22 protein-coding genes are annotated in these 24,431 nt (G+C 73.1%); 10 read left to right on the top strand and 12 right to left on the bottom strand.

Features of this window, described 5'->3' with window-relative positions:
* Positions 1-228 precede the first annotated feature (228 nt).
* Positions 229-852 carry an HAD family hydrolase gene (locus tag LJ221_RS06960; protein ID WP_241714686.1) on the top strand — a complete coding sequence of 208 codons (624 nt, stop codon included), beginning with the start codon at positions 229-231 and terminating at the stop codon, positions 850-852.
* Positions 853-873: 21 nt separating this feature from the next.
* On the opposite strand, the gene LJ221_RS06955 is transcribed toward LJ221_RS06960, so the two are convergent.
* Positions 874-1,116 carry a hypothetical protein gene (locus LJ221_RS06955; RefSeq protein ID WP_241714684.1) on the bottom strand — a complete coding sequence of 81 codons (243 nt, stop codon included), beginning with the start codon at positions 1,114-1,116 and terminating at the stop codon, positions 874-876.
* A gap of 223 nt (positions 1,117-1,339) precedes the next feature.
* On the opposite strand from LJ221_RS06955, the gene LJ221_RS23405 reads away from it, so the two are divergent.
* Positions 1,340-1,723, top strand: a complete 384-nt coding sequence (locus LJ221_RS23405; RefSeq protein ID WP_308314733.1) for a cold-shock protein — start codon at positions 1,340-1,342, stop codon at positions 1,721-1,723.
* A gap of 19 nt (positions 1,724-1,742) precedes the next feature.
* On the opposite strand, the gene LJ221_RS06945 is transcribed toward LJ221_RS23405, so the two are convergent.
* Genes LJ221_RS06945 through LJ221_RS06930 form a run of 4 tightly spaced genes read right to left on the bottom strand, consistent with a single transcriptional unit; the run spans position 1,743 to position 5,345 of the window.
* Positions 1,743-2,609, bottom strand: a complete 867-nt coding sequence (locus LJ221_RS06945; RefSeq protein WP_241714683.1) for a 1,4-dihydroxy-6-naphthoate synthase — start codon at positions 2,607-2,609, stop codon at positions 1,743-1,745.
* On the bottom strand, positions 2,590-3,318 hold the full coding sequence (locus tag LJ221_RS06940; RefSeq protein ID WP_241714692.1) for a futalosine hydrolase: 729 nt from the start codon (positions 3,316-3,318) through the stop codon (positions 2,590-2,592). Before LJ221_RS06940 ends, LJ221_RS06945 begins: the two co-directional genes overlap by 20 nt.
* Positions 3,315-3,818, bottom strand: coding sequence for a DUF2771 domain-containing protein (locus LJ221_RS06935; RefSeq protein ID WP_241714681.1), 504 nt, complete (start codon positions 3,816-3,818; stop codon positions 3,315-3,317). Before LJ221_RS06935 ends, LJ221_RS06940 begins: the two co-directional genes overlap by 4 nt.
* 27 nt (positions 3,819-3,845) lie before the next feature.
* Entirely contained in the window at positions 3,846-5,345 is a 1,500-nt protein-coding gene (locus tag LJ221_RS06930) for an MFS transporter (protein ID WP_374228395.1), read from the bottom strand.
* Between the two features lie 255 nt (positions 5,346-5,600).
* Between LJ221_RS06930 and LJ221_RS06925 the strand changes: the two genes are divergently transcribed.
* Positions 5,601-6,488, top strand: coding sequence for a DUF3027 domain-containing protein (locus LJ221_RS06925; RefSeq protein ID WP_241714688.1), 888 nt, complete (start codon positions 5,601-5,603; stop codon positions 6,486-6,488).
* 272 nt (positions 6,489-6,760) lie between these two features.
* Here LJ221_RS06925 and LJ221_RS06920 read toward each other — a convergent pair whose 3' ends face one another.
* Together LJ221_RS06920 and htpX are read right to left on the bottom strand one after the other, a co-directional pair.
* Positions 6,761-7,339, bottom strand: a complete 579-nt coding sequence (locus LJ221_RS06920; RefSeq protein ID WP_241714678.1) for a hypothetical protein — start codon at positions 7,337-7,339, stop codon at positions 6,761-6,763.
* A gap of 25 nt (positions 7,340-7,364) precedes the next feature.
* On the bottom strand, positions 7,365-8,270 hold the full coding sequence (gene htpX / locus LJ221_RS06915) for a zinc metalloprotease HtpX (protein WP_241714676.1): 906 nt from the start codon (positions 8,268-8,270) through the stop codon (positions 7,365-7,367).
* A gap of 303 nt (positions 8,271-8,573) precedes the next feature.
* On the opposite strand from htpX, the gene LJ221_RS06910 reads away from it, so the two are divergent.
* Positions 8,574-11,747: a sacsin N-terminal ATP-binding-like domain-containing protein gene (locus LJ221_RS06910; RefSeq protein ID WP_241714674.1), complete on the top strand. Its 3,174-nt coding sequence runs from the start codon at positions 8,574-8,576 to the stop codon at positions 11,745-11,747.
* Between the two features lie 73 nt (positions 11,748-11,820).
* Here LJ221_RS06910 and LJ221_RS06905 read toward each other — a convergent pair whose 3' ends face one another.
* Together LJ221_RS06905 and LJ221_RS06900 are read right to left on the bottom strand one after the other, a co-directional pair.
* Positions 11,821-12,360 carry an NUDIX domain-containing protein gene (locus LJ221_RS06905; protein WP_241714672.1) on the bottom strand — a complete coding sequence of 180 codons (540 nt, stop codon included), beginning with the start codon at positions 12,358-12,360 and terminating at the stop codon, positions 11,821-11,823.
* A 451-nt stretch (positions 12,361-12,811) separates the two neighbouring features.
* Complete coding sequence (locus tag LJ221_RS06900; protein WP_241714669.1) at positions 12,812-13,153, bottom strand: DUF2530 domain-containing protein; 342 nt, start codon at positions 13,151-13,153, stop codon at positions 12,812-12,814.
* 285 nt (positions 13,154-13,438) lie between these two features.
* On the opposite strand from LJ221_RS06900, the gene LJ221_RS06895 reads away from it, so the two are divergent.
* The 6 genes from LJ221_RS06895 to LJ221_RS06870 all read left to right on the top strand — a co-directional run bounded on the left by LJ221_RS06895 (position 13,439) and on the right by LJ221_RS06870 (position 20,295).
* On the top strand, positions 13,439-14,929 hold the full coding sequence (locus LJ221_RS06895; protein WP_241714667.1) for an NCS2 family permease: 1,491 nt from the start codon (positions 13,439-13,441) through the stop codon (positions 14,927-14,929).
* Between the two features lie 347 nt (positions 14,930-15,276).
* On the top strand, positions 15,277-15,714 hold the full coding sequence (locus LJ221_RS06890; RefSeq protein WP_241714666.1) for a MarR family winged helix-turn-helix transcriptional regulator: 438 nt from the start codon (positions 15,277-15,279) through the stop codon (positions 15,712-15,714).
* Positions 15,715-15,743: 29 nt separating this feature from the next.
* Entirely contained in the window at positions 15,744-17,336 is a 1,593-nt protein-coding gene (locus tag LJ221_RS06885) for an MFS transporter (protein ID WP_241714663.1), read from the top strand.
* 27 nt (positions 17,337-17,363) lie between these two features.
* Positions 17,364-17,933: an RNA 2',3'-cyclic phosphodiesterase gene (gene thpR / locus LJ221_RS06880; RefSeq protein ID WP_241714661.1), complete on the top strand. Its 570-nt coding sequence runs from the start codon at positions 17,364-17,366 to the stop codon at positions 17,931-17,933.
* A gap of 709 nt (positions 17,934-18,642) precedes the next feature.
* Positions 18,643-19,125 (top strand): hypothetical protein, encoded by a 483-nt coding sequence (locus LJ221_RS06875; protein WP_241714659.1) that lies wholly within the window; start codon positions 18,643-18,645, stop codon positions 19,123-19,125.
* Positions 19,126-19,308: 183 nt separating this feature from the next.
* Positions 19,309-20,295, top strand: a complete 987-nt coding sequence (locus tag LJ221_RS06870) for an aldo/keto reductase (protein WP_241714657.1) — start codon at positions 19,309-19,311, stop codon at positions 20,293-20,295.
* A gap of 130 nt (positions 20,296-20,425) precedes the next feature.
* Here the strand turns inward: LJ221_RS06870 and LJ221_RS23645 are convergent, their stop codons facing one another.
* The 3 genes from LJ221_RS23645 to LJ221_RS06855 all read right to left on the bottom strand — a co-directional run bounded on the left by LJ221_RS23645 (position 20,426) and on the right by LJ221_RS06855 (position 24,097).
* Entirely contained in the window at positions 20,426-21,406 is a 981-nt protein-coding gene (locus LJ221_RS23645) for a RimK family alpha-L-glutamate ligase (RefSeq protein WP_241714656.1), read from the bottom strand.
* Positions 21,403-22,707, bottom strand: a complete 1,305-nt coding sequence (locus LJ221_RS06860; protein WP_241714654.1) for an MFS transporter — start codon at positions 22,705-22,707, stop codon at positions 21,403-21,405. Before LJ221_RS06860 ends, LJ221_RS23645 begins: the two co-directional genes overlap by 4 nt.
* Positions 22,708-23,077: 370 nt before the next feature.
* Complete coding sequence (locus LJ221_RS06855; RefSeq protein ID WP_241714652.1) at positions 23,078-24,097, bottom strand: MBL fold metallo-hydrolase; 1,020 nt, start codon at positions 24,095-24,097, stop codon at positions 23,078-23,080.
* Positions 24,098-24,431 lie beyond the last annotated feature (334 nt).

Raw genomic sequence — 24,431 nt, 5'->3', positions numbered from 1 at the left:
ACCGCGCCCAGCCGGCGGGCCGTACGCGCGCGGCGCGGACCGGCCGCCGGCCGGCCGGGCACGGCGGGTGCTGGGGCGGCGGGCATCTGCGACCTCGAAGGGTGTGCGGGCTGACAGGGGCAGGGCATGGCAGGACAGGACTGGCTCCGCGCCACGGAAGCCACAGAACCGGCCGACTCGGGTTAGGTGAGCCTAATCATCTATGCCGCGGAGTGCACAATGTGGGGCATGGCTTCTCGTGCTGTGACGGTCGGCTTCGACCTGGACATGACGCTGATCGACTCACGCCCCGGCATCCGGGCGACCTATCTGGCCCTGGCCGCCGAGACCGGCGTGTACATCGACGCCGATCTGGCCGTCACCCGCCTCGGGCCGCCGCTGGAGGCCGAGCTGGCGCACTGGTTTCCCGAGGAGGAGATCGACGAGGTCGGCGCCCGCTACCGCGAGCTGTACATGAGCCACGCCATCGAGCCGACCCTGCCCATGCCCGGCGCCCGGGAGGCGGTGGAGACGGTCCGGCGGGCGGGCGGCGCGGCGGTCGTGGTCACCGCGAAGCACGAGCCCAACGCCAAGCTCCACCTCGACCACCTGGGCATCGCGCCGGACGCGGTGGTCGGCTGGCTGTGGGCGGAGGCCAAGGCACAGGCGCTGGTCGAGCACGGCGCGGGCGTCTACGTCGGGGACCACCTGGGCGACGTGCGGGGGGCGCGGGCGGCCGGGGCCCTGTCGGTGGCGGTGCCGACGGGACCGTGCGGCGCGGCGGAGCTGCGGGAGGCGGGGGCCGATGTGGTGCTGGAGGACCTGACGGCCTTCCCCGCCTGGCTGGAGGAGTACGCGGCCCGCGCGGTCTGAGCGGCCCGGGCCGCTCAGGCGCTAACGGCGGGCCGCCGAACGCGCCTCGCGGCGCTGCACGGCGATCGACCGCAGCACCCCCGCGCCGGCGACGGCGAAGCCGACGCCCATCAGCATGCTGATGAGGTACGCGGCCGTGGGCAGCGGGTCGGAGCCCAGGAACAGGGGAGTGATGGTCGCGAGAGTGGCCACCGCGCCGACGACGAAGACGACGGCGCCGGTACGGACGAGCAGATCTCCCGCGCGGGACGTTTCACTGGTCACCAGGACAGGGTAGTTCCGTGTGAAGACATGCGCGGGACATGGGGGAGGCGGCCGGGGGGCGCCTTGTCACCGGGGAGCGGATCATTAGTCTTGGTGACGGCGGGTCATTCGGCCCGCCGCGGTCTTGTGCGGAATCGTTGCCTTTTTCAAACGGTCGTGGTTTTCCCAGCAGGTCGTAGCCCGGTCATCCGGACGAATTACGAGGACGAGGACGAGGACGGACGTGCCTACCGGCAAGGTCAAGTGGTTCAACAGTGAGAAGGGCTTCGGTTTCCTCTCCCGCGACGACGGCGGCGACGTCTTCGTGCACTCGTCGGTGCTCCCGTCCGGGGTGACCGCGCTGCGGCCCGGCCAGCGCGTCGAGTTCGGGGTCGTCGCGGGCCAGCGCGGCGACCAGGCGCTCTCGGTCACCCTGCTGGACCCGGCGCCCTCCGTGGCCGCCGCCCAGCGCCGCAAGCCGGACGAGCTGGCGTCGATCGTGCAGGACCTCACCACCCTGCTGGACGGGGTCGCCCAGCAGCTGGAACGGGGCCGCTACCCCGACCGCCAGCACGGCCACAAGATCGCGGACATGCTCCGCGTCGTGGCCGACCAGCTCGACGTCTGACCGGGCGCCCGGCCCGTCTCTACACGAAGTCCAGCGCGCCGGGGCCCAGGGGCGGCACCAGTTCCTCGGCCGCGGCGCGCGTGAGCAGCCCGCGCACCGCCGCGTATCCGCTCTCGCCGAGGTCGGCGGTGAACTCGTTTACGTACAGCCCGATGTGCCGGTCCGCGACAGACGGGTCCATCTCCTGGGCATGCTCCAGCACGTAGGGCCGTGAGGCCGCGGGGTCGTCCCAGGCCATCCGCACCGAGGCACGGGCCGCCGCGGCGAGCCCCCGCAGCACAGGCGCGCCCAGCGAGCGTCTGGCGACGACCGCGCCCAGCGGGATCGGCAGCCCGGTCGTGCCCTCCCAGTACTCGCCCATGTCGGCGAGCCGGTGCAGACCGTAGTCCTGGTAGGTGAAGCGGGCCTCGTGGATGACCAGCCCGGCATCCACCCGGCCGGCGCGCACGGCGGGCATGATCTCGTGGAAGGGCAGCACGGCGATCTCCCCGACCCCGCCCGGCACCCGCTCGGCCGCCCACAGCCGGAACAGCAGGTACGCCGTCGAGCGTTCTCCGGGCACCGCGACCGTCGCGCCGCGCAGATCCGCTTCCGTGCCCGGCCCGCGGGTGAGCACCAGCGGACCGCAGCCGCGTCCCAGCGCGCCGCCGCACGGCAGCAGCGCGTACTCCTCCAGCACCCACGGCAGAACGGCGTAGGAGACCTTCAGCACGTCCAGCTCGCCGCGCTCGGCCATGCCGTTGGTGACGTCGATGTCCGCGAACGTCACCTCCAGCTCCGGCGCGCCCGGCACCAGGCCGTGCGACCAGGCGTGGAAGACGAAGGTGTCGTTGGGACAGGGGGAGTGGGCGATCCGCAGCGGCGGCTCAGTCCTGGCGCCGGTCAAGGTCCCTCCAACCGTCGAGTACGGGAACGATTTCGCCGAAGGCCGCGGTCAGGGCGTCCAGCGCCTCCGCGAACCGCCAGGCTGCGCGGTCGCGCGGGCCCACCGCGTTGGAGACGGCGCGAACCTCCAGTACGGGTACCCCGCCGCAGGCCGCCGCGGCCTCCGCGACCCCGAAGCCCTCCATCGCCTCGGCCAGCGCGCCCGGGTGCCGGCGGGCCAGCAGCGCGGCCCGCTCGGCGGTGCCGGTGGCCGTGGAGACCGTCAGCACCGGGCCCAGCGCCGCGCCAGCCGCCTCGGCGACGGCCCGCGACAGCGCCTCGGGCGGCAGACGGGCGGTGGTGCCGAAGCCCAGCTCGGCCACCGAGGCGAAGGGCTCGGGTCCGGCCGGGGTCTCGGCGCCCAGGTCCGCGGCGACGATCTCGGAGGCGACGGCCACCGAGCCGACCGGAGCGGACGGGGCGAAGCCGCCGCCGACGCCCGCCGAGACCACCAGGCCGTACGGGCGTCCCCGCGCCGAACCCCGCTCCAGCGCCGCGGCGGTACGGGCCGCCGCAGCGGCGGGTCCGGCGCCCGCGACCAGCACGTCGATGCCCGCGGGCGCGCAGGCGACCGCCACCGCGTCACGCTCGGCGGGCACGGCCGTGACGACCAGGACCGGCGCGGTCCGTACGGCGGACGCGGCGGGACGGCGGGCCGGTGCGGTGCTCAGCCCTCGCTCTCCCGCTCGAGTTCGAAGTTCCACACGCCCCGGTAGTCGCCGCCGTCGTACTCGACGATGCTCAGATGCACCGACCGCGCCTCGCCGCCCTGCTCGCCGCCGTTCTGGAAGAAGGCGTCACCGGAGAAGCTGCGGTAGGTCTTGGTGATCCGGTCCGTGACCGCGGGCTGGCCGTTGAGGAACAGCACCCAGCCGTCCTCGGCGATCTCGGGGTCCACGCCGATGCGCAGCAGGTCGCCCTGGTCGACGCTGATGGAGGTGTCGGTGTCCTCCTCGGCGCAGGAGAGCACCCGCTCCTGCGAGATCTTGCCGTTGTCCTCGTAGCAGGCGGCTTCCGTGGACACGCTGTCGGAACCGACGGTCACGGTCGCTCGGGGAGTCGGCTTCTCTCCGCAGGCGGAGAGGGCGACGAGCCCGAGGGAGGCCGCACCGATGGCTACGGCAGTGCGGATGGTGCGGCTGCCCTTGCCCCGGGAGATCGTGTGGGTCATAGCAGGCAGGCTACCCGGCGGTTCCACTCAGACGACGCGCGGGTGGGGCGTGCCGTGCCGTGCGGCCGACAACAGGGGCCTGACGGTGGCGAGCGCGCCCACCGCCACGATCACCCCGGCCACCCCCATGCCGACCGGCCCGATCAGCGGCAGCGCGATCCCGACGGCGCCGCCGGCCACCCACGACATCTGCATCAGGGTCTCGGAGCGGGCGAAGGCGGAGGTGCGCACCAGCTCCGGCACGTCCCGCTGGATCAGCGCGTCCAGCGACAGCTTGCCCAGCGCCTGCGCCAGCCCGGCGACGGCCGCGACGACGGGCACGGTGACCGTGCCGTAGAACACCGCCGCCACCGCGGTGGCGGCCAGGGCCAGCGCCAGCACCGACGCGATGATCGCCTCCGGCACGCGGTCGCGCAGCCAGGCGCCCAGCGCCGTGCCCAGCGCGTTGCCGCCGCCCGCCGCCACGGCCACCACCCCCAGCGAGACCACGGGGTCCAGGCCGGCCAGGGGGTGCTCGCGCAGCATGAAGGCGAGGAAGAAGGTGAGGAAGCCGGACAGGGCGCGCAGGGAGGAGTTGGCGAGCAGGGCGTTGAACACGGAGGTGCCGACGGTGCGCAGACCGGGCCGCCGGGGTTTGCCGCCGCCGTTCCCGTTCCCACTCCCGTCCTTGCCGCCACCTCCGTCGCCACCGCCGCCCTTCCCAGCGGCGTCGCCGGTCGCGTTCCCGGTCGCGTCTCCGCCGTTGTCGGTGCCACCGCCGACGGCGTCCTGGCTGTGCGCGGCCTCGTAGGCGGTCAGCAGGGCCCGCCGTTCGCCCTTGGCCGAGTCCACCTTGTGAGGCAGCGAGAAGGACAGGAACGTGCCGATGACGAAGACGGTGAAGGCCCCGTACAGCGGCCAGGACGGCCCCAGGCTGTGCAGCGCGGCTCCCACCGGGGCCGCGGCCCCGGTGGCCAGCAGCCCGGCGAGCGTCACCCGCGAGTTCGCCTTCACCAGCGAGATCCGGTGCGGCAGCAGCCGGGGCACGACCGCCGATCTCACCACCCCGTACGCCTTGGAGGCCACCAGCACCCCCAGCGCCGCCGGATACAGCTCCAGACTGCCGGTGGCCACCGCCCCGGCCATGCTCAGCGCCAGCAGCGCCCGGCCCAGCATCGACCCGGCCATCGCGGCGCGGCGCCCGTGCGGGACGCGGTCCAGCAGTGGCCCGATGACCGGCGCCAGCAGGGCGAAGGGGGCGAGGGTGACGGCCAGGTAGAGCGCGACGCGCCCGCGCGCCTCGCCGGTGGGCACGGAGAAGAAGATCGTGGAGGCCAGGGCGACGGTGATCATCATGTCGCCCGCGGAGTTCACCGCGTGCAGTTCGATGAGCTTGCCCAGCCCGGACTCGCCAGCCCCCTGGGCGTGGGTGGCCTTCCGGATGCGCCTGCCCAGCGCGCGGGGAGGCGTGTGTACGGCGCGGGCGATCGCCCGCGCCGTACGTCGGAATCGCCCCTCGCCGTGCTGGGGCGTCCTCAAGGCAGCCACGTCGTCAGTCTGCCCCACCGCCCGTCGCCTAGCCCGGCTCCTTCGGTTGAACGTTGTGGTCGAAGGTGCGACGGCCGGTGGTGCGCGTGCGTGGGGTAGCGTGGAGGGATGGTGCGCTCCGCCCGGCGGGAAAGCTCGGGTCCGGACGTCGCAGCGGTCCCCCGGTCCGCTCCGTCCTCACCTGTCTGACCTGGGCGTACGGTAGGCGCACTCGCGAAACGGCGTAGGAGAGAATCGATTCTTGTGAGTGCTGCGATGCGAGGCCGTACCCCTGATCGCCTGTGCGCCGAGGCGGTTGAACTGGCTCGGGAGGCGGCTCGGGAGGCCGCTTTCCCCGGCCGGGTCGGCGACCATCTGGGTGCCGTCGCCGACGGGGACCGCGTCGTCACGCACTTCTTCGAGTGCCTGGAGCCGGGCTACCGCGGCTGGCGCTGGGCCGCCACCGTCGCGCGGGCCTCGCGGGCGCGGGCGGTGACCGTCGACGAGGCGGTGCTGCTGCCCGGCCCCGACGCGCTGCTCGCCCCCGAGTGGGTGCCCTGGAGCGAACGCCTGCGCCCCGGCGACCTCGGCCCCGGCGACCTGCTGCCCACCGAGGCCGACGACCCGCGCCTGGAGCCCGGCCACACCGGCGGCGGCGAACCCTCCCCGCACGCGGCGGTCGTGGGGTCGGCCTGGGAGGACGCCGGCGCCGAGGGCCCGGCCGAGGCCGAGGACGCCGACGTCGTCACCAGCGAGCCCGGCGAACTCCCCGGCGCCCCGGCGCGCGGCAGCATCGCGGCGGTCGCCGAGGAGATCGGAATGGGCCGCCCCCGGGTCCTGTCCCGCCAGGGCCTGCACGAGGCCGCGGACCGCTGGGAGGAGGAGTTCGGCCCCCGGACGCCCGTGGCGCAGGCAGCCCCCGCCTCCTGCGTGAGCTGTGGTTTCCTGGTGCCGATGGCGGGCTCGCTGCGCCAGGCCTTCGGGGTGTGCGCCAACGAGTTCTCCCCCGCCGACGGCCGTGTGGTCTCCCTCGCCTTCGGCTGCGGCGGCCACTCGGAGGCGGCCGTCATGCCGAAGACACCGCGCCCGCCGGCGCCGGTGATCGACGAGACGCGGGTGGACGAGATGCCCCTGGACGGCGGCGCGGGCGACCCGGAGGCGTAGCGGGTTCCGGACCGCCGCGAGGCTGATTGTCCCGGCCCCGCCGGGGCCCGGTCAGCGCTGGACCCGGAGTCCGGTGCGGGCTCTCCCTCCGGCTCGTCCGGTGGGCCGCGGATGCCGAACCGAGCGACTGCGACACCCGCTGGAACGACACCCCCCTCACCCGGCCGGCGTCCCGCCGGCTCAGGTCGCGGGCCGGGCTTTCCACGTGAGCTAGGTGATATCCGGGCCGTACACGAACCGGGCCGGGGGTGGCTCCGGCCGTCGTCGTAGGCTCACAGACCCGGGGCGCCCCAGAGCGGGAACCAGCGGCCCAGCTCCGGCTCGATGTTCAGGTCGTCCTGGAGAGCCGCCCTGACCTGGAGCTCCAGCGGGTTGTCGCGCTTCTGGCCGGGCAGCGGGGCGAAGGGGTAGAAGGTGCCGCGCTTGTAGAGGTAGACCAGCGCCAGGGGGTGCCGGTCGGGAGCGCGGAAGGCGACCAGCGAGCACAGCAGCTGCGGGCCGAAACCGCTGCCCTGCAGCGTGGTGTTCACCGCGTGCAGGTCGTTGACCAGGGAGGGCACTTCCTCGGGGGCGCGGCGTGAGAGCAGCCAGGAGTACCCGTAGCCGTCCTCACTGAACTCCACCGTCCCGCTCCCGCGCCCGGAGTCCGCGCCCAGCAGAGCCTCCACCTCCTGCCGGATCCGGGTGAAGGCGCCGCCCTCGACGCTCGCGAAGCACACCGAGCCCGCCCCGGTGGGGGTCAGGCCCGCGGCGGCCTGGAGTGTGATCGCGGCCGAGGGCAGGCCGAAGAGCCGGTCGAGATCGGGTCGGGCCGGTTCGCTCCGGCCGAACAGGATGTCCAGCAGACCCACGGCGACTCCTTCCCGGATCCGGTCCTCAGGGTGCCTCGCCGCCCAGCCGCTCGGAGATCTCCGCCAGTGCCTCCAGACGGCTCTCCAGGCTGGGGTGGGTGGAGAACAGCCCGGCCACCGCGCTGCCGGCCCCCAGGGCGGGGGTGAAGAAGAACGCGTTGAACGCCTGAGCCGTGCGCAGGTCCCGGGTGGGGATCCGGGCGATGTCCCCGCTGACCTTGGTCAGCGCCGAGGCCAGGGCGGAGGGCTTCCCGGTGAGCATGGCCGCCGCGCGGTCCGCGGCCAGTTCGCGGTAGCGCGACAGTGCCCGGATGAGCAGGAAGCTGAGGGCGTACACGACCGCGGAGACCAGCATGACCATCGCGAACACGGCGGCGGTGTTCTGGTCGCGGCGGCCTCCGCCGAACAGCTGGGAGTAGAAGGCGAAGCGGACGACCAGCCCGGCCAGCACCCCCAGGAACGAGGCGATGGTGATCACCGCCACGTCGCGGTGGGCGACATGGGACAGCTCGTGGGCGAGTACGCCCTCCAGCTCCTCGGTCTCCAGGCGCCGCGTCAGCCCGGTGGTCACGCAGACCACGGCGTGGTCGGCGTCGCGCCCGGTGGCGAACGCGTTGGGCAGGTCCATGCTGGAGACGGCGACCCGCGGCTTCGGCATGTCCGCGGTGGCGCACAGCCGGTCGACCACCCCGTGCAGCCGCGGCTCCTCCTCCGGGGTGACCAGGCGGCCGCGCATGGCGTACAGGGCGATCCGGTCGGAGAACCAGAACTGCGCGCCCAGCAGGACGGCGGCGATGACGACGACCAGCACGAGGGAGTCCAGCAGCACGATCAGCGCGGCGACGAATCCCACGTACAGCAGCCCCAGCAGGAACATCGTGAGCACCATGCGCCCGGTGAGCCGCCGGTCGGGCTCGAAACGGCTGCGCATCACGCACCCGCCCCGGGACCCGGGCTGCCGCCAGAAGCCCGTACAGCGGTCGTGACCCTCGTACTCATCGGGCCCTCCTGTCCGCCACGCTCCCGCCGGACGGGACCGTGGACCGAGACGCGATCCCCTTTCCTCCCTGTATACCCTAATGTCCGGAATCGCCCCTTCTCTGGTCACGGGCGGGCGGCCGACCCGCGCCACGGGCGGCCCGGCGCGCGCCGGGCGCGCCGGACGCAGTACCGTCGCCCGCAGACAGGCAATCGGGCTCGTCCCGTGACTGGACGTGGCGGAGGAGACGGACACGTGAGCGGCACGGTGCTGGTACAGGGCACGGACGACGGAGCGGACCCCTTCGACACCGCCCGGCTGCGCCGCGGCGTACTCGACGCCTGGACGGCCTCCCCCGCGCGCTTCCGCGAGGACGCCAACGCGGAGGAGGACCTGGCCCTGGGCGGCTACCGCGACCGGCTGGTGGTCGAGCTGGCGCAGAACGCCGCCGACGCCGCCGCCCGCGCGGGCGTCCCCGGACGGCTGCGGCTCACCCTGCGAGGCAAGGTGCTGGTGGCCGCCAACACCGGAGCACCCCTGGACGCGGCCGGCGTGGAGTCCCTGTCCACCCTGCGCGCCTCCGCCAAACGCGACGAGGAGACGGGGGACGGTCCTCAGGCGGGCCCCGTCGGCCGCTTCGGCGTCGGCTTCGCCGCCGTCCTGGCCGTCAGCGACGAACCCGCGATCGTCTGCCGTACCGGCGGGGCCCGCTGGTCGCTGGCCGAGGCCCGCGAGACGGCCGCCGAGGCCGCCGCCCGCAACCCCGGCCTCGCCGACGAGCTGCGCCGCCGCGAGGGCCACGTCCCCCTGCTGCGCCTGCCGATGCCCGCCCAGGGCACCGCACCCCAGGGCTACGACACGGCCGTCGTGCTGCCGCTGCGCGACGGCGCCGCCGAGGAACTGGCCGTCCGGCTGCTCACCGCGGTCGACGACGCCCTGCTGCTCACCCTCCCCGGCCTGACCGAGGTCGTGACCGAGACCGACGGCGGGGTGCGTACGCTCACCCGCCGCCAGGACGGCGCCTACGTCGTGGTCGAGGACAGCGGCACGGCCGGTGCCGGGGGTGAGGGCGCCACCCGCTGGCGCGTGGCCGCCGACGCCGGACGCACCGACCCCGCTCTGCTCGCCGACCGCCCCGTCGAGGAGCGGCGGCGGCCGTACTGGTCGGTCACCTGGGCCGTCCCCGTCGACGCCGACGGCGCCCCCGCCCCCCTCCGCACCGTGCCCGTCGTCCACGCCCCCACCCCCACCGACGAGCCGGTCGGCCTGCCCGCCCTGCTCATCGCCTCCTTCCCGCTGGATCCCTCCCGCCGCCGCATCGCCCCCGGACCGCTGGCCGACTTCCTGCTGGAGCGCGCCGCCGACGCCTACTCCACCCTGCTGCGCGACTGGCGGCCGGTCGCCACCGCCACCACCGGCCTCGTACCCGGCCCGCTGGGCAGGGCCGAGCTCGACGGGGAACTGCGCCGCCTGGTCCTGGAGCGCCTGCGGCGCACCCCCTTCCTGGCGAGCGCCGCCACCGACGAAGGCGGCGAGCCCCACGCACTGCGCCCCGCCGACGCCGAGATCGCCGAGGGCGCCGGGGCCGAGACGGTCGCCGTCCTGGCCGAGCTGTTCCCCGCCCTGCTGCCCGCCGGACTGGAACGCCGCACCGGACTGCGCACCCTCGGCGTCCCCCGGGCGCCGCTGGGCGAGCTGATCGACCGGCTGGCCGGCGTGGAACGGGAACCGTCCTGGTGGCGCAGGCTGTACGACGCCCTCGCCGGCACCGACCCCGACCGGCTCACCGGCCTGCCCGTCCCCCTCGCCGACGGCCGCACCACCATCGGACCGCGCCGAGTGCTGCTGCCCCTGCCCGACACCACGGGCGCCGGCTCGCTGACCCGCCTCGGCCTGAAGGTCGCCCACCCCGATGCCGCCCACCCCCTGCTGGAGAGGCTGGGCGCCACCCCTGCCACACCCCGCGCGGTGCTCACCACCCCGCAGGTACGGGCGGCCGTCGCCGCCTCGCTGGAGGCCGAGGAGAGCTGGTACGGCGACGAGGACGAGGACGGCGGTCCCCCGGACGCCGAGGAACTGGCCGACACCGTCCTCGCCCTCGTCCGCGACGCACGCCTCTCACCCGGCGACGAGCCCTGGCTGGGCGCCCTCGCCCTCCCCGACGAGGACGGCGAACTCGCCCCGGCCGCCGAACTCGTCTTCCCCGGCAGCGCCTTCGAGCGCGTCGTCCGCGAGGGCGAACTGCCCGCCTGCGACGCCGAACTGGCCGAGCGGTGGGGCGAGGAGACCCTCGCCGCGGTCGGCGTGCTCGCCGACTTCACTCTGGTGCGCGCCACCGACGTCGTCCTGGACCCGGACGAACTCGAGCCCCGTGACACCGACTTCCCCGAACCCGACGACGCGGGCCTGCTGGACGCCGTCGACGTGTGGTGCGAGGAGGTCCTCGACACCCTGCCCGAAACGGCCGTCCCGCCGGTGGTCTCCGAACTGATCGCCGTACGCGACCTGGACCTCGTCGACGACGACCACTGGCCGCAGGCCCTGCGTATGCTCTCCCGCCCCCCGCTCCGTGACGCGCTCACCACCCCGGTGCGCGTCCTGCTGCCGGACGGCACGGTGCGGACCGTCCGCCCCTACACCGCCTGGTGGCTGCGCGACCACCCCGTCCTGGACGGCCGCCGCCCCGCCGGACTGCGCGCGGCCGGCGGCGACCCGCTGCTGGCGGGCCTGTACGAGGAGGCGCCCGCCGCCACCTCGGGCCTGGACGAGCAGGTGCTGCGCGCCCTGGGCATCCGCACCTCCGCCGCCGCCCTGCTGGACGAACCCGGCGGCGCCTCCGAACTCCTGGGCCGCCTCGCCGACCCCGGCCTGCCCGTCACCCCCGCCCAGCTCCACGGCCTGTACAGCCTGCTGGCGGAGCTGGACCCGGACGAGGTCACGCTGCCGGACGAACTGCGCGCCGTGACCGACGGCGGGGTACACCTGGTGGACGCCGCCGACGCGCTGGTCGCCGACGCCCCCGACCTGCTGCCCCTGGCCACCGGCCGCCCGCTGCTGCCGGTACGCCCGGCCCTGTCCGCGTCCCTGGCCGCCGTCCTCGACGTCCGCCGCCTGAGCGAGGCCGTCGGCGCGGGTCTGCCCGCCCCCGGGGCCGGAGCGGGCGAGGTGGGAGAGGTACCCGACGCGGTACGCGTCCTGCTCCCCGGCGCCCCGGCCACTTACGTCGAGCACGACGAACTCGTCCTCGCCGGCGTGGAGCTGGACTGGCGGCTCACCCCCGACGGCACCCTCCACGCCGCCACCGTCGAGGGCGTCGCGGCGGGCCTGGCCTGGGCGGCAGGCCAGTGGCCGCGCCGCTTCGAGGCCGCCGCCCTGCTGGAGGACCCCTCCCGGGTCGCCGAACTGGCCCGCGACCGCTGGTTCGACTGACCCCCGGCGGCCGACGCCGTCACGCCGTCAAGCCGTCACGCCGTCACTCGGGCCGCCGGCCCGGACGGGACCGTCACGCACGCCCCCCGAGGATCGGGTCGTCCACCAGCAGGGCCGCGCGGCCGGTGCGGCGGGCATCGGCGAGGGCGGCCAGCCGCCGGTAGCCCTCGGGCGTCATCAGCCGCTCCCAGACGGGCCAGTCCTCCACCGCCCAGCGGTCGTGCTCCTCCGGGTCCAGCCGGATGGAGGCGATCTCCTCGTGGCCGAGCGTGCCGCCGTCGAAGCAGAAGCCGACCTTCGCCAGCGGGGCCTCGGCCGGGTCGGAGCGGATGTAGTGCGCCAGCATCAGCGGGCGCGGGCCCTCGATCCGCAGCCCGGTCTCCTCGTACGTCTCCCGCACCGCCGCCTGGAACGGGTCCTCGCCCGGATCCATGTTGCCGCCCGGGAGCTGCCACACCCGTCTGCCGTACACCGAACGCAGCTGCACCGGCCACCCGCGCTCGTCGGTGAAGTACACGCAGGCATAGACGGTGGCCTTGGGCAGGGTGGCCAGGTACTCGGCCTGCGGCATCGGGAACGGCAGCCCGGCGGGCTCGTCACTGGTGGAGGTCATGCCCTCACTCCTACCGGATCTCGGGTTCCGGAATGCGGGATTCGAGCGCTCTCTCATTGGAACGGGTGGAACGGGTGGAACGGGTGGGTCGCGGACCCACCCGCCCTCCCTCCGCGAGTGAGGCCGTGAACAGGCGAGTCGACTTTTGGTGACCGGAGCGCCACGCTTCGGCGTGGCGATGCGGTGTCGCGTCCCGTACAAGCAACGGCCCCCGACAGGTGCTCGCGACACCTCCGGGGGCCTGGCCAACGAGATCGACAAGCCAGTGCCGCATAAGCCGGGGTTCACCCCGCTCGCCCCGTACTGCCTCAGTACGTTCCGTCATGCCCCAGGCGCTACGAGGCGAACGCGCCTTCGCGCGCGGTCCGTGGCACGGATGCAGACGTGATGAGGGAGAAGTCAGGGAAAGCTGTACGGCTTCCGCCGAGGTGGAGGAGCACCCGGCCGAGGGTCACTCGGCGGGGGCGGGGCCCTCCGGGGCGGGGCCTGCGCCTGCGCCGGATTCCGTGCCGGGTCCGGAGTCCGCCCCGGTCTCCCGTACGAGGCGTTCGCGGCGCAGCGCCGCCTCGCGACGGCGGACGAACCAGATGCCGTAGAGGCCCAGGACGCCGCCGGCCAGACACGTCCACAGCCACCAGGTGCGGTCGTGTTCGTCGAACCAGCCGTAGAAGGGGAGCTGGACCAGGAAGAGCGTGAACCAGATGACCGTGCCGCCCACGACGGTGGCGACGACGTTGCCCTCCAGGGGTTCGGGTGCCTCACGCTCGCCGCTCGTCCACCTGCTCCAGCCCATGGCCTGGCCCTCTCGTTTCCCGTCACCCCGTCGCCCGCCCGTGCCGCGGCGTTCCGCACCAGCGTAACGAGGAGGGGGAACGGGGTCGGCCCGGGAGCGGCGTCCGGGTGGCGGCGGTGCGGGGGACGGCGTGTGGGAAGCGTCACGGCCGTGCCCGGGGAATGCCCCCGCCCGCGAATGGCCTTTTCCACAGTGGTGCGTTCATACTGAAAGCATCCTGGATTGGCTGGTTCCTGTTGGAGGAACCTCCGAAACCGTCCCCGAACCGCCCAGTGAAGGTCACGCATGCCCACTCCGGCCACCGACACCCCGGCCACGCCAGACACCCCCGGCACCCCCGGCAGTGAAACCGGGACCCGGGCGCCCGGGGGCGGCCTCGACCGCTTCTTCAGGATCTCCGAGCGGGGCTCGAGCGTGGGCCGCGAACTGCGCGGCGGACTCGCCACCTTCTTCGCGATGGCCTACATCATCGTGCTGAACCCGATCATCCTGGGCGCGGGCACGGACAAGTTCGGCCAGCAGCTCGACAACGCCCAGCTCGTCACCGCCACCGCGCTGATGGCCGGTCTCACCACCATCCTGATGGGCGTCATCGGCAACGTGCCCATCGCGCTGGCCGCCGGGCTCGGCATCAACGCCGTGGTCTCCCTCCAGCTCGCACCGCGGATGAGCTGGCCCGACGCCATGGGCATGGTGGTCCTGGCCGGGCTGGTGCTGATGCTGCTGGTCGCCTCCGGACTGCGCGAACGCGTCATGGACGCCATCCCCGGCGGGCTGCGCCGGGCCATCGCGATCGGCATCGGCCTGTTCATCACCCTCATCGGCCTGGTGGACTCCGGATTCGTCACCCGCAACCCCGACTCCGCGCACACCACCGTGCCGCTCGGCCTCGGGCAGGGCGGCCACCTGGCCGGCTGGCCGGTGCTCGTCTTCGTCCTCGGCCTGGCCCTGACCTTCGTCCTGGTCACCAGGAGGACCAAGGGCGCGATCCTGATCAGCATCGTCGTGATGACCGTGGTCGCCGTGGTGATCAACGTGGTCGCCGACGTGCCCGACGCTGCCTGGGGCCTGGCCGTGCCGGACATGCCCGGGAGTATCGTGAGCACCCCGGACTTCGGCCTGATCGGTGAGGTCAGCCTCTTCGGCGGCTTCGCGGAGGTCGGTGTGCTGACCGGCTCGCTGTTCGTCTTCACCGTGCTGCTGTCCGGCTTCTTCGACGCGATGGGCACCATCATCGGCGTCGGCCACGAGGCGAGGCTGACCGACGAGCAGGGCCGGCTGCCCGGCATGGGCCGCATCCTGATGACGGACGGCGTCGCGGTGGCGGGCGGCGGCTTCGGCTCCTGCTCGGCCAACACCTGCTTCGTGGAGTCCACCGCCGGTGTCGGCGAGGGGGCCCGTACCGGCCTGGCGAACATCATGACCGGTGCGCTGTTCCTGCTGGCCCTGGTCTTCACGCCGCTGGCCACCGTGGTGCCCTCGCACGCGGCGACCCCGGCGCTGGTCGTGGTCGGCTTCCTGATCATGGCCTCGAACGTGCGGGAGATCGACTGGAGCGACCAGACCGTCGCCGTCCCGGCGTTCCTGACGCTGATCTCCATGCCGTTCACCTACAGCATCACCAACGGCATCGGCATCGGCGTGCTCTCCTACATCCTGCTGCGCACCGCCACCGGGCGCTTCCGCGAGATCCCGTGGCTGCTGAACGCCGTCGGCGCCTGCTTCCTGGTCTACTTCCTGCTGGACCCGATCCAGCAGGTGCTCGGGATCGGGTGACGGGACCGGGGCTCCGCCCGCGCGGAGGCGTTCCGTCCCGTCCGCGGACGGGGTGGGGCGCTCGTCGAAGCCGACACGGACGGGCGTCCGGGACCATGCGGTCCCGGACGCCCGCTCCGCGTTCCGCGGCACGGCGGCGGAGCCGTTCGAGCGGCGCACCGTCCACCCGCGGGCTCAGAGCCCCCGTCCCCGCGGTCTCCGCGGTCTCCACGGGGACGCGGTGGCAGGGCAGGCGGAGGAGCGCGTCGGCTTTCCTTGCCGGCTCACCCGTACGGGTGAGCAAGGACACGTCCTCCGCACCCTTGTGAACCGCTCCTTAGGAGAAGTAATGAGTTAGGCTAATGAATATGCCGGATCTGACCCAGGGCGAGGACGCCGAAGCCGTCAGCGCCCTCCGCTCCGCCACGATGCGCCTGGCGCGCCGCCTCAAGCACCAGCGCGTCGACGAGTCGCTGAGCCCGGCCGAGATGTCGGTCCTGGGCACCCTCGCGCGCTGCGGCTCCGCCACGCCCGGCGAGCTGGCGCGTAAGGAACACGTGCAGCCGCCGTCGATGACCCGCATCGTGGCGATGCTGGAGGCCAAGGGACTCGTCCGGCTGGAACCGCACAGGGACGACCGCCGCCAGAAGGTGGTCACCCAGACCGAGCAGGCCGAGGCGATGTTCGCCGCGAGCCGCACCAAGCGCGACGCCTGGCTCGCCGAACTCGCCGGACGGCTCGACGAGGACGAATGGGCGCGGCTGCGCGCGGCGGCCCCCGTCCTGGAGAAGCTCGCGCAACTGTAAGGAGCAGTGCCACGAGGAGGCGAAACCGATTGAGTCCGGGACCCGGAGCACACTCCGCACCCGCACCCGCACCCGACGAGAACCCGAACGACCCCGCCGAGGCCGGGGAGCCCGCCGACAGCGCGGAGAGCACGAAGCCCGCGAGGAACGGGAAGCCGGCGAAGAACGCGAAGCCCTCGACGTTCAGCTCACTGCGCATCCGCAACTACCGGCTGTTCGCCGCGGGGCAGCTCGTCTCCAACACCGGCACCTGGATGCAGCGCATCGCCCAGGACTGGCTGGTCCTCAGCCTCACCGGATCCGCGACGGCCGTCGGCATCACCACGGCGCTGCAGTTCCTCCCCATGATGCTGCTGGGGCTGTACGGCGGCGTCATCGCCGACCGCTACCCCAAACGCAGGCTGCTGCTGATCACCCAGACGGCGATGGGCCTGACCGGGCTCGCGCTCGCCGCGCTGACCCTCAGCGGGCACGTCCACGTCTGGCACGTCTACGCCCTCGCCCTCGTCCTGGGACTGGCGACGGTCGTGGACAACCCCGCCCGGCAGACCTTCGTCTCGGAGATGGTCGGCCCCGAGCAGCTCACCAACGCCGTCTCCCTCAACGGCGCCAACTTCCAGTCCGCCCGCCTGGTCGGCCCGGCCGTCGCCGGTGTGCTGATCACGGCCGTGGGAAGCGGCTGGGCGTTCCTGCTCAACGGGCTGTCGTTCATCGCGCCGATCACCGGTCTGCTGATGATGCGCACCGCCGAGCTGCACGTCATCGACCGCGCCCCGCGCGCCAGGGGCCAGCTCCGCGAGGGCCTGCGGTACGTCGCGAGCCGGCCGGAGCTGATCTGGCCGATCACGCTCGTCGGCTTCGTCGGCACCTTCGCCTACAACTTCCCCATCTGGCTCACCGCCTTCACCGACAAGGTCTTCGACGAGGGCGCGGGCACCTACGGCCTGCTCAACAGCCTGATCGCCGTCGGCTCGGTCGCCGGCGCGCTGCTGGCCGCCCGGCGCGGCGTGAGCCGGATGCGGGTGATGGTCGGCGCCGCGCTGCTCTTCGGCGTGCTGGAGATGACCGCGGCTCTCTCCCCGTCGTTCTGGGTCTTCGCCCTGCTGATGGCGCCCATCGGCGCGGTGGGCCTGACCTTCAACGTCACAGCCAACTCCACCGTCCAGCTCGCCTCCGATCCGGCGATGCGCGGCCGGGTGATGAGCCTGTACATGATGGTGTTCATGGGCGGCACCCCGTTCGGCGCTCCGCTGATGGGCTGGATCACCGACACCCACGGCGCCCGCGTCGGCTTCCTGGCCGGCGGCCTGGTCTCGGCCGCGGCCGCCGTCGCCACCGCCCTGGTGCTGGCCCGGATCGGCGGGCTGCGGCCGAGGGTGGGCCTGCGCCGTGGACGCCGGGGCCTGACGCTCGTCCCGGTGGCGCGGGGCGTACGGGCGGCCGGAGCGGCGGGCACGGAGGGGCCGGAGGGCATAGCCGGGGACGGCCCGGCCCCGCAGGACCGCACCCCGGTCTCCCCGCGCCGGACCGTCCCCGCCGCCGCCCCGGCCACCGCGCCCCCCAGCGCCCCGGCCTCCGCGCCGGGCGAGGAGCGGAACCACCGCAGGGACGTGCTCGCGTGAGGGGCCCGCTCGCGTGAGACTCTCCCCATGAGGCTTTTCACCGCCGTGCTGCCGCCGCCCGCCGCCGTCGCGGAACTCGGCGAGGAGGTGGAGCGGCTGCGGGGGCTGCCCGGCGCGGACCGGCTGCGCTGGGCCCTCCCCGAGGGCTGGCACTTCACGCTCGCCTTCCTGGGCGAGGTGGACGACCACCTCCTGCCCGCGCTGTGCGAGCGCCTGGAGCGCGCCGCCCACCGCCACCACCCCTTCGAGGTGCGGCTGGCCGGGGGCGGCCGGTTCGGCGACCGGGTGCTGTGGGCCGGGGTGGACGACGGCCGCGAGCCGTTGCGGCGGCTGGCCGCCTCTGTCACGGCGGGCATCGACCGGGCCGGGGTGCCGACCGATGACCGCCCCTACAAGCCGCATCTGACCCTGGCCCGCGCCGGCCGCCGCGGACCGGGTCCCGGCCTGCGTCCCCTGGCGTCGGCCCTGGAGAGCTTCGAGGGAAGCCTCTGGAGGGCCGAGGAGCTGGCCCTCGTACGCAGCCGGCTGCCCCGCTCCGGGACGCCGGGGGAGCACCCCCGCTACGAGACGTCGGCGGCCTGGTCGCTGGGCCGCTGACGAGCTGCCGGCATCCGGCCGGCAACCCGCCGACGGGCCGCCGGCCGGGCGGGCTACCGTTGGGGCGTGGACCCGAAGACCCGTACCCGCATCGTCAGCGGGGCCCTGGTGCTCATGCTCGTCGTGGTGATGCTGGCGGCCCTCATCGGCTGAGCGGGCCGCGCCGGGCCCGCCGCCGGTTTCCTCCCCGGGACAGGCGAGCGCCCTGCGGGGCCTTCCGGCGGTGCGTGCCCGGCCACGGCGAGGAGGAGAGAAGCGGAGAGTGCCGACGGGACCGTGGCGGCCGCGACATCGGGGATGTCCGGCGGAACGTTCTCCCGCGCCCTGCGGTCGGCCGTCGCCCGCCGGACACCACGGGCCGGGCCCCTTCCCGCCGGTGTCTTCCCGCCGGTGTCTTCCCGGTGTGCTCCCGGGCTGTCCCCGATTTCGTCGGCAGATCGGAAAATAGGAGAACTCTTAAGGGTGGGGCCTCAGAAGATTGCGATAAAATGATTTAAATCTTTCTCGTCGGGCGATAATCCGCCATTATTCTCGGGGGTGGAGTGACTTTTCTCGCGGTGTCGACCGAGGGAAAACATTTCTCCTGAAAATTTTCCGATGTCTTGTTCTTTTCTCCTGAAAAGGGCGGCGGATTCTGCTCTCCGGCTCCTGGGAAGTTTGGTTCTCGGGCGCTTCACTCCGAAGTGCTGACCGTACCGAGGAGGTTTTCGTGAGTAAGAGCTTCAGCCGTCTGGCCATCGCCTTCACAGCGGCCACGCTGATGGTCGGCGGAACCACCGCCGCCGTCGCGGCCCCCGCACCCGCCGCGCAGCAGCAGTCGCGGACGGCTCAGGTGCCCGGCGAGTCCGGGACGATGGCCGACGCACACTTCGGCAAGGGCACGGAGTTCTGCAGGAACCAGGCACTGACCTCGGGCAACGGAAGGGCCGTGCTGCGGGTGCAGGAGGACGGCAACTTCGTTCTGTACAAGGACGGCCGCCCGGTGTGGCAGGCGCCGAACGCCTGGCCCAACGGCAACTGCGCCGTCTTCCAGGAGGACGGCAACTTCGTGCTCTACGACATCAGCGGCAGGCCGCTGTGGCACTCCAACACCTGGAGCCGGGGCGAGACCCTCGCGGTCCAGGACGACGGCAATGTCGTCGTCTACGACGGCAACGGCGCCCCGGTGTGGGCGACGAACACCGGGGACTGAGCCACCGGGTCGGTTCGCTCCGCCACCGGGTTCCGGCCCGGTGGCGGAGCGGGCCCACAGGACCGCACGGGGCCTGACGGCCCGCGGTGACCGGCGGCCGGACGGTGAGACGCGGGGCCGGAGGCCGGCGCGAGCCGTTTCGCGCTTGCCCGAAGCGGGCTCGAGGCAGTTGGCTTGTGACTCATGAGGTACACGCAGCTCGGACGCACCGGACTCAAGGTCAGCCGCCTGGTTCTCGGCACGATGAACTTCGGTCCGCAGACAGACGAACCCGCCGGCCACGACATCATGGACGCCGCGCTCGACGCGGGCGTCAACTTCTTCGACACGGCCAACGTCTACGGCTGGGGCGAGAGCAAGGGCCGCACCGAGGAGATTATCGGCAACTGGTTCGCCAAGGGCGGCGACCGCCGCGACAAGGTGGTCCTCGCCACCAAGGTCTACGGCAACATGGCGGCCACGAACGGCGACGTCTGGCCCAACCACGACAAGCTCTCCGCGGTGAACATCCGCCGCGCCGTCGACGCCAGCCTGAAGCGGCTGCGCACCGACCACATCGATCTGTACCAGTTCCACCACGTCGACCGGAACACGCCGTGGGAGGAGATCTGGCAGGCGATGGACGTCCTGGTCCAGCAGGGCAAGATCCTGTACGTCGGGTCGTCCAACTTCGCCGGCTGGCACATCGCCCGGGCCAACGAGGCCGCCGCCCGCACCGGCCGCCTCGGTCTGGTCAGCGAGCAGTGCAAGTACAGCCTCGTCGAGCGCCGCGCCGAGATGGAGGTCATCCCGGCGGCGCGCGGCTACGGACTCGGCGTCATCCCGTGGTCCCCGCTGGGCGGGGGGCTGCTGGGCGGCGTGCTCCGCAAGGAGCGGGAGAACCCCGAGCGGCGTTCGTCGCGGGCGCTGGCGAACAACCCCGGACTGCGCGACCAGGTCCAGGCGTACGAGGACCTGCTGGACAAGCACGGTCTGGAGCCCGGCGAGGTGGCCCTGGCCTGGCACCTGGCCCAGCCCGGCGTCACCGGCCCGATCATCGGCCCGCGCACGCGTGAGCAGCTCGACTCGGCGCTGCGCGCGGTGGAGCTGGAGCTGGGCGAGGAGCTGCTGGCCTCGCTGGACGAGATCTTCCCCGGTCCCGGACCGTCTCCCGAGGCCTTCGCGTGGTGAGGTGACGGACCTGTGCCCCGGGCCGTCGCCTTCCGCTCGGCTTCCGAGGCGAGCGGGAGGCGACGCCCCCGCCGTTTCCGCCCCGGCCCGGGGCGGCTGCCGAGCAGCGCCGGGAGCGGCGCTCCGCGCGTCACAGCGGACGGCGCGCCCCCTCGTCGAGACGACCGCGTATGTACTGAACCAGGGCGTCCGCGACACGCCGCCGGTCCGGTTCGGGCAGGTCCTCGTAGGCGGCCGAGACGGTCATCCACTCGTTGAACACGTGGCCGTCCCCGGTGAGCAGCCAGTCCACGCACAGGTAGTCCGATTCCAGACTCCGGGCCAGCCGCTCACTCGACTCGACCACGTCGGCCGGTGGCTCGTAGCCGGAACCGCTTCCGCCCCGGCTCACGTTGGCCAGGTACGACTTCCCGGCCGGCTCGCGCAGCAGTGCGGCGATCACCTTGCCCTCGTGCACGTAGACCCGCACGTCGCCGTCGTTGGGCACGTGGGGCTGGATCAGGCAGCCCAGCCCGCCGGGCGTCAGCAGGTCGATCGTGGAGGAGAGGTGCTGGGAGGTGTCGGCCTTGAGCACTCCGAAACCCATGGCCATGGAGCGCGGCTTCACCACGTACGGCCCGGCCGGCAGCTCCGTGCGCACGGCCTCCAGAGCACGCCGGGCGTAGCGTCCGAAGGGAACCGAGACGGTGGGCGGCACGGGGACGCCCTGCGCGGCCGCGTGGTGGTACATCGCCAGCTTGTCGAGGCCGAGGACTTCGGGATCCCGGGTCCCGTCGGTGAGGAGGACGCAGTCGGAGGCCCTGATGGTCCGTGTGATGGCCTCGATGTGCCGGATGATGGCCGGATCCCAGGACCAGGAGGTGACCAGGAACCCCGCGTACTCGGCGAGCAGGTCCTCCTTCTCCCACAGCAGGCGCGGGGAGCCGTTCCAGACCGGGACGATGTCGCAGGAGTGGGCGATGCGCACGTCGAAGCCCGCCGCGCGCAGCGTGTCGACGCGCTCGGAGCCCTTGCGCCGCAGCCGCTCCTGCAGGTGCGGGTCGTAGTTGTCGGGGGTGGTGATCCACACCAGCTTCGGCGGCACGGAGGGTTCGGCGAGGTTGTCGTTCACAGGACTTCCTTGGTGACGGAGGAGTCGGAGTCGGACGAGGGCCGCGCGAGCACGCGCATGCCGCGCAGCGGGGAGCAGAGGAGCCAGAGGGAGGCGAGGGCCGTCCCGACGGCTCCCGCCCAGACGGCGGACCGGGCGCCGTGGAACTCCGCGAGGACACCTCCCAGGAGCATGCCCAGCGGGCGTGCCCCCCAGGCGAAGAAGCGAACCGTCGCGTTCACCCGGCCCAGCAGGTTCGTGGGCACCGTTCGCTGGCGGTAACTCACCTGTGCGACGTTGTAGACGACCAGCCCCGCCGCGAAGGCGAACTGCGCGCACACCACGAACGCGAGCCGTGCCCCGGACTCCGCCAGCCCCGCCAGCAGGGTGCACGGGGCGGTCAGGGTCACGCTCAGGACGACGGCACGTCCGTCGCCGAGCCGTTCGACGATGGGCCGCACCAGCATGGTCGCGCACAGGCCCCCCACGCCCCCTGCCGTGAACAGGAGCCCGATGGTGACGGCGGACACTCCCAGGTCCTGGGCCAGCAGGACCAGGAGCATGCCGTAGCCCATGCTCCAGCAGAACGTCATGGTCGTGGAACACGCCACCAGCCAGCGGAGTACCGGGTGGTCCCACAGATACCGGACGCCCCGCAGGACCGAGCGGCCGAGGGGCTCACGCGGCCCGCGGTCGACCGCCTCGGGCCGCCGGTCCTCGATGCGTGCCACGCAGAGGGCCGAGCCCACATAGGCGAACGCCGACACCACCACGGCCAGCGGCGCCGTGATGGCCTGCACGATCAGGCCCGCGACGCCGGGCCCGGCCACCGCGGCCGTCTGGTCCACGACGACCAGGCGCGAGTTGGCCGTCACCAGCCCCTTGGAGCCGACCAGATGGGGAAGGTAGCTCTGATCCGCGACATCGAAGAAGACGGTGGCGAGGCCCACCACGAACGCGACCGCGCACACATGGGTGACGGTGAGCGCGTCCAGCATCCACAGGACGGGCACCGCGGTGAGCACCGCGGCCCGGACGAGGTCGGCCACGATCATGGTCGGACGCTTGCGCATCCGGTCGACCCAGACGCCGACGGGCAGTCCGATCAGGAGGAAGGCGACCGTCTGCGAGGCGGACACCAGACTCACCTGAAAGGGCGTGGCCCGCAGGCTGGTCGCCGCGAGCAGTGGCATCGCGAGGTTCAGCACCACGAATCCGGCCTGGCTCAGCGAGTGTGCGAACAGCAGCTGACGGAGACCCGGGAACCGCCCGGGCGGCCGGGCCGTTCGGGGCACACCGCTGCGGAACTTGCTGAACTGCATGGCACCGCCGTGAAGTCGTGTGGGGGTCGGGCACCGCGGAGGGGGAGGCGTCGGGACGTGCAGAAGTTATGCGTCCCGCGCCTGCCCCGCAACGTTCCCGCGAGGCGGTGCGCTGAGCTGTTCCCAGCGTTCACGCAGGTCATCGCCCTGGAGCGAGTGTCGTGCGGCGCCGTGAGCCCGGCGAAGCGAGAGCCGACGGAGAGTTCGGCAAGAGCCTGCCCGCGAGCACCTCCGTGTCCGGGGCACTGTCGCCCGGCGAAGCGACGGAAGGGGAGGGGACCAATCCGGTGGTGTGCCCGGCGGGGGCGGGTGAATCCGCCGGCTCCTCGCGGGGCCCGCCGGTCACAGCGGGCCGGGCGCGGCCCGTCCGTCAGCCCCCGGCCGGGGCGGCCAGGTCGAAGGGACGCAGCGGGGCGGGGTCGACGACCCTCGTCCCCCGCGCCCCGCGCGCCGCTGCCGCGTTCTCCAGTGTGACGGCGGCCGCCGAACGGCCGGTGCTTTCACCCGTCCGCTGCGCGGCGCCCGCCCCGAGGAGCGGGGAGACCATGTCGTCGTGGTGGCTCGGCAACAGTACCGCCGGTTCGCCCAGCGCGTTCTGCAGCCGGTCCAGGTACCGGTGGACGGCGCTGTGCGAGGTCATGCCCACGATGGCGACGTCCGGTCGCAGGCCGGTGAGTTCCCGTTCGGCGAGGTTGCTGGTGCCGGAGAGGTAGACCGACGGCCCGTCGTCGAAGGACACCACGTAGGCCAGGGTCAGGCCCTCGACCAGATCCCCGATCGTCCGCGGTGTCCGGGGCGGGCCGGTGTGCGTTCCGGGCGCGAAGTAGCCGTGGTCGCCGGACTGGCTGTGCAGACTGCGCAGCACCTCGACGGTGAAGCCTGGAAACCTCAGGTACTCCCCGCCCCGGACCCGGATCACATCGGCCAGCCTGCGGTCCGGGGTGCCCATGGCGGCGAGCAGGTGGTGGGACGTCTCGTCACACAGGGTGCGGATCCGGTGCCCGTCCCACCCCCGGTGGGCCAGCAGCTGCGGCACGTCCGCCAGGTGGTCGAAGTGTCCGTGGCTGACCAGGATCAGGGCCGGAGGACCCGATAGGTTACGATCCGCCACGGCCGCGACGGTCCTCGGGTCCCGCCGCAGGGGGAGCGACGGGTCGAGGGACCCGTCGGACGCCTGGAAGGGCATACGGCTCAGGTAGGGGTCGAAGAGCAACCTGATGTCCCCGAAACCGAGTTCCCAGCCGGCCACCCCGAGCCACTGGAGGAACAGCCCCTCCAGGGAGGGGCGCCGGGCGCGGGCGCCGACGTGTTTCGGCTCGCTTCGCCCCATCAGCCCCGACGAGCCGATCGCCACCGCGCTCCCGAGGAGCATCCGCCGTCGCCGCTGCACACACCCTCCCTTGATGACAACCTGAAACCGAGAAGGTACACAGAGTGCGGTGGGAGGCTGTGGTTTCCGGTCATACGCGTCGCAGGGTGAGAGAGACACACCACCTCCTCATAAAACATGAAATACATCCACGCGGCCCGGTTTTCTCGCTGGTCCACGGGCGAAGAGACGCGCTCGCGACCCGATTCGAAGCCCGGGGTTCGAACAGGAATCGGCGTGGGGTGCGGTGTATGTGCCGGGGTGGTGCGCGGGAAGCGCACCTTTGGTTGCGACTCGGGCCGTCGAATGTCCGAAAAAGTACTGGCCTTCGCTCCGGCCGTCCTCGGGGAGAGAG

This window comes from Streptomyces sp. CNQ085, assembly GCF_022614595.1.
In the GTDB taxonomy this organism is placed as follows: Bacteria; Actinomycetota; Actinomycetes; order Streptomycetales; family Streptomycetaceae; genus Streptomyces.
Note: the sequence above shows the minus strand (reverse complement) of the source record. Positions and strands in the feature narration are given on the sequence as shown.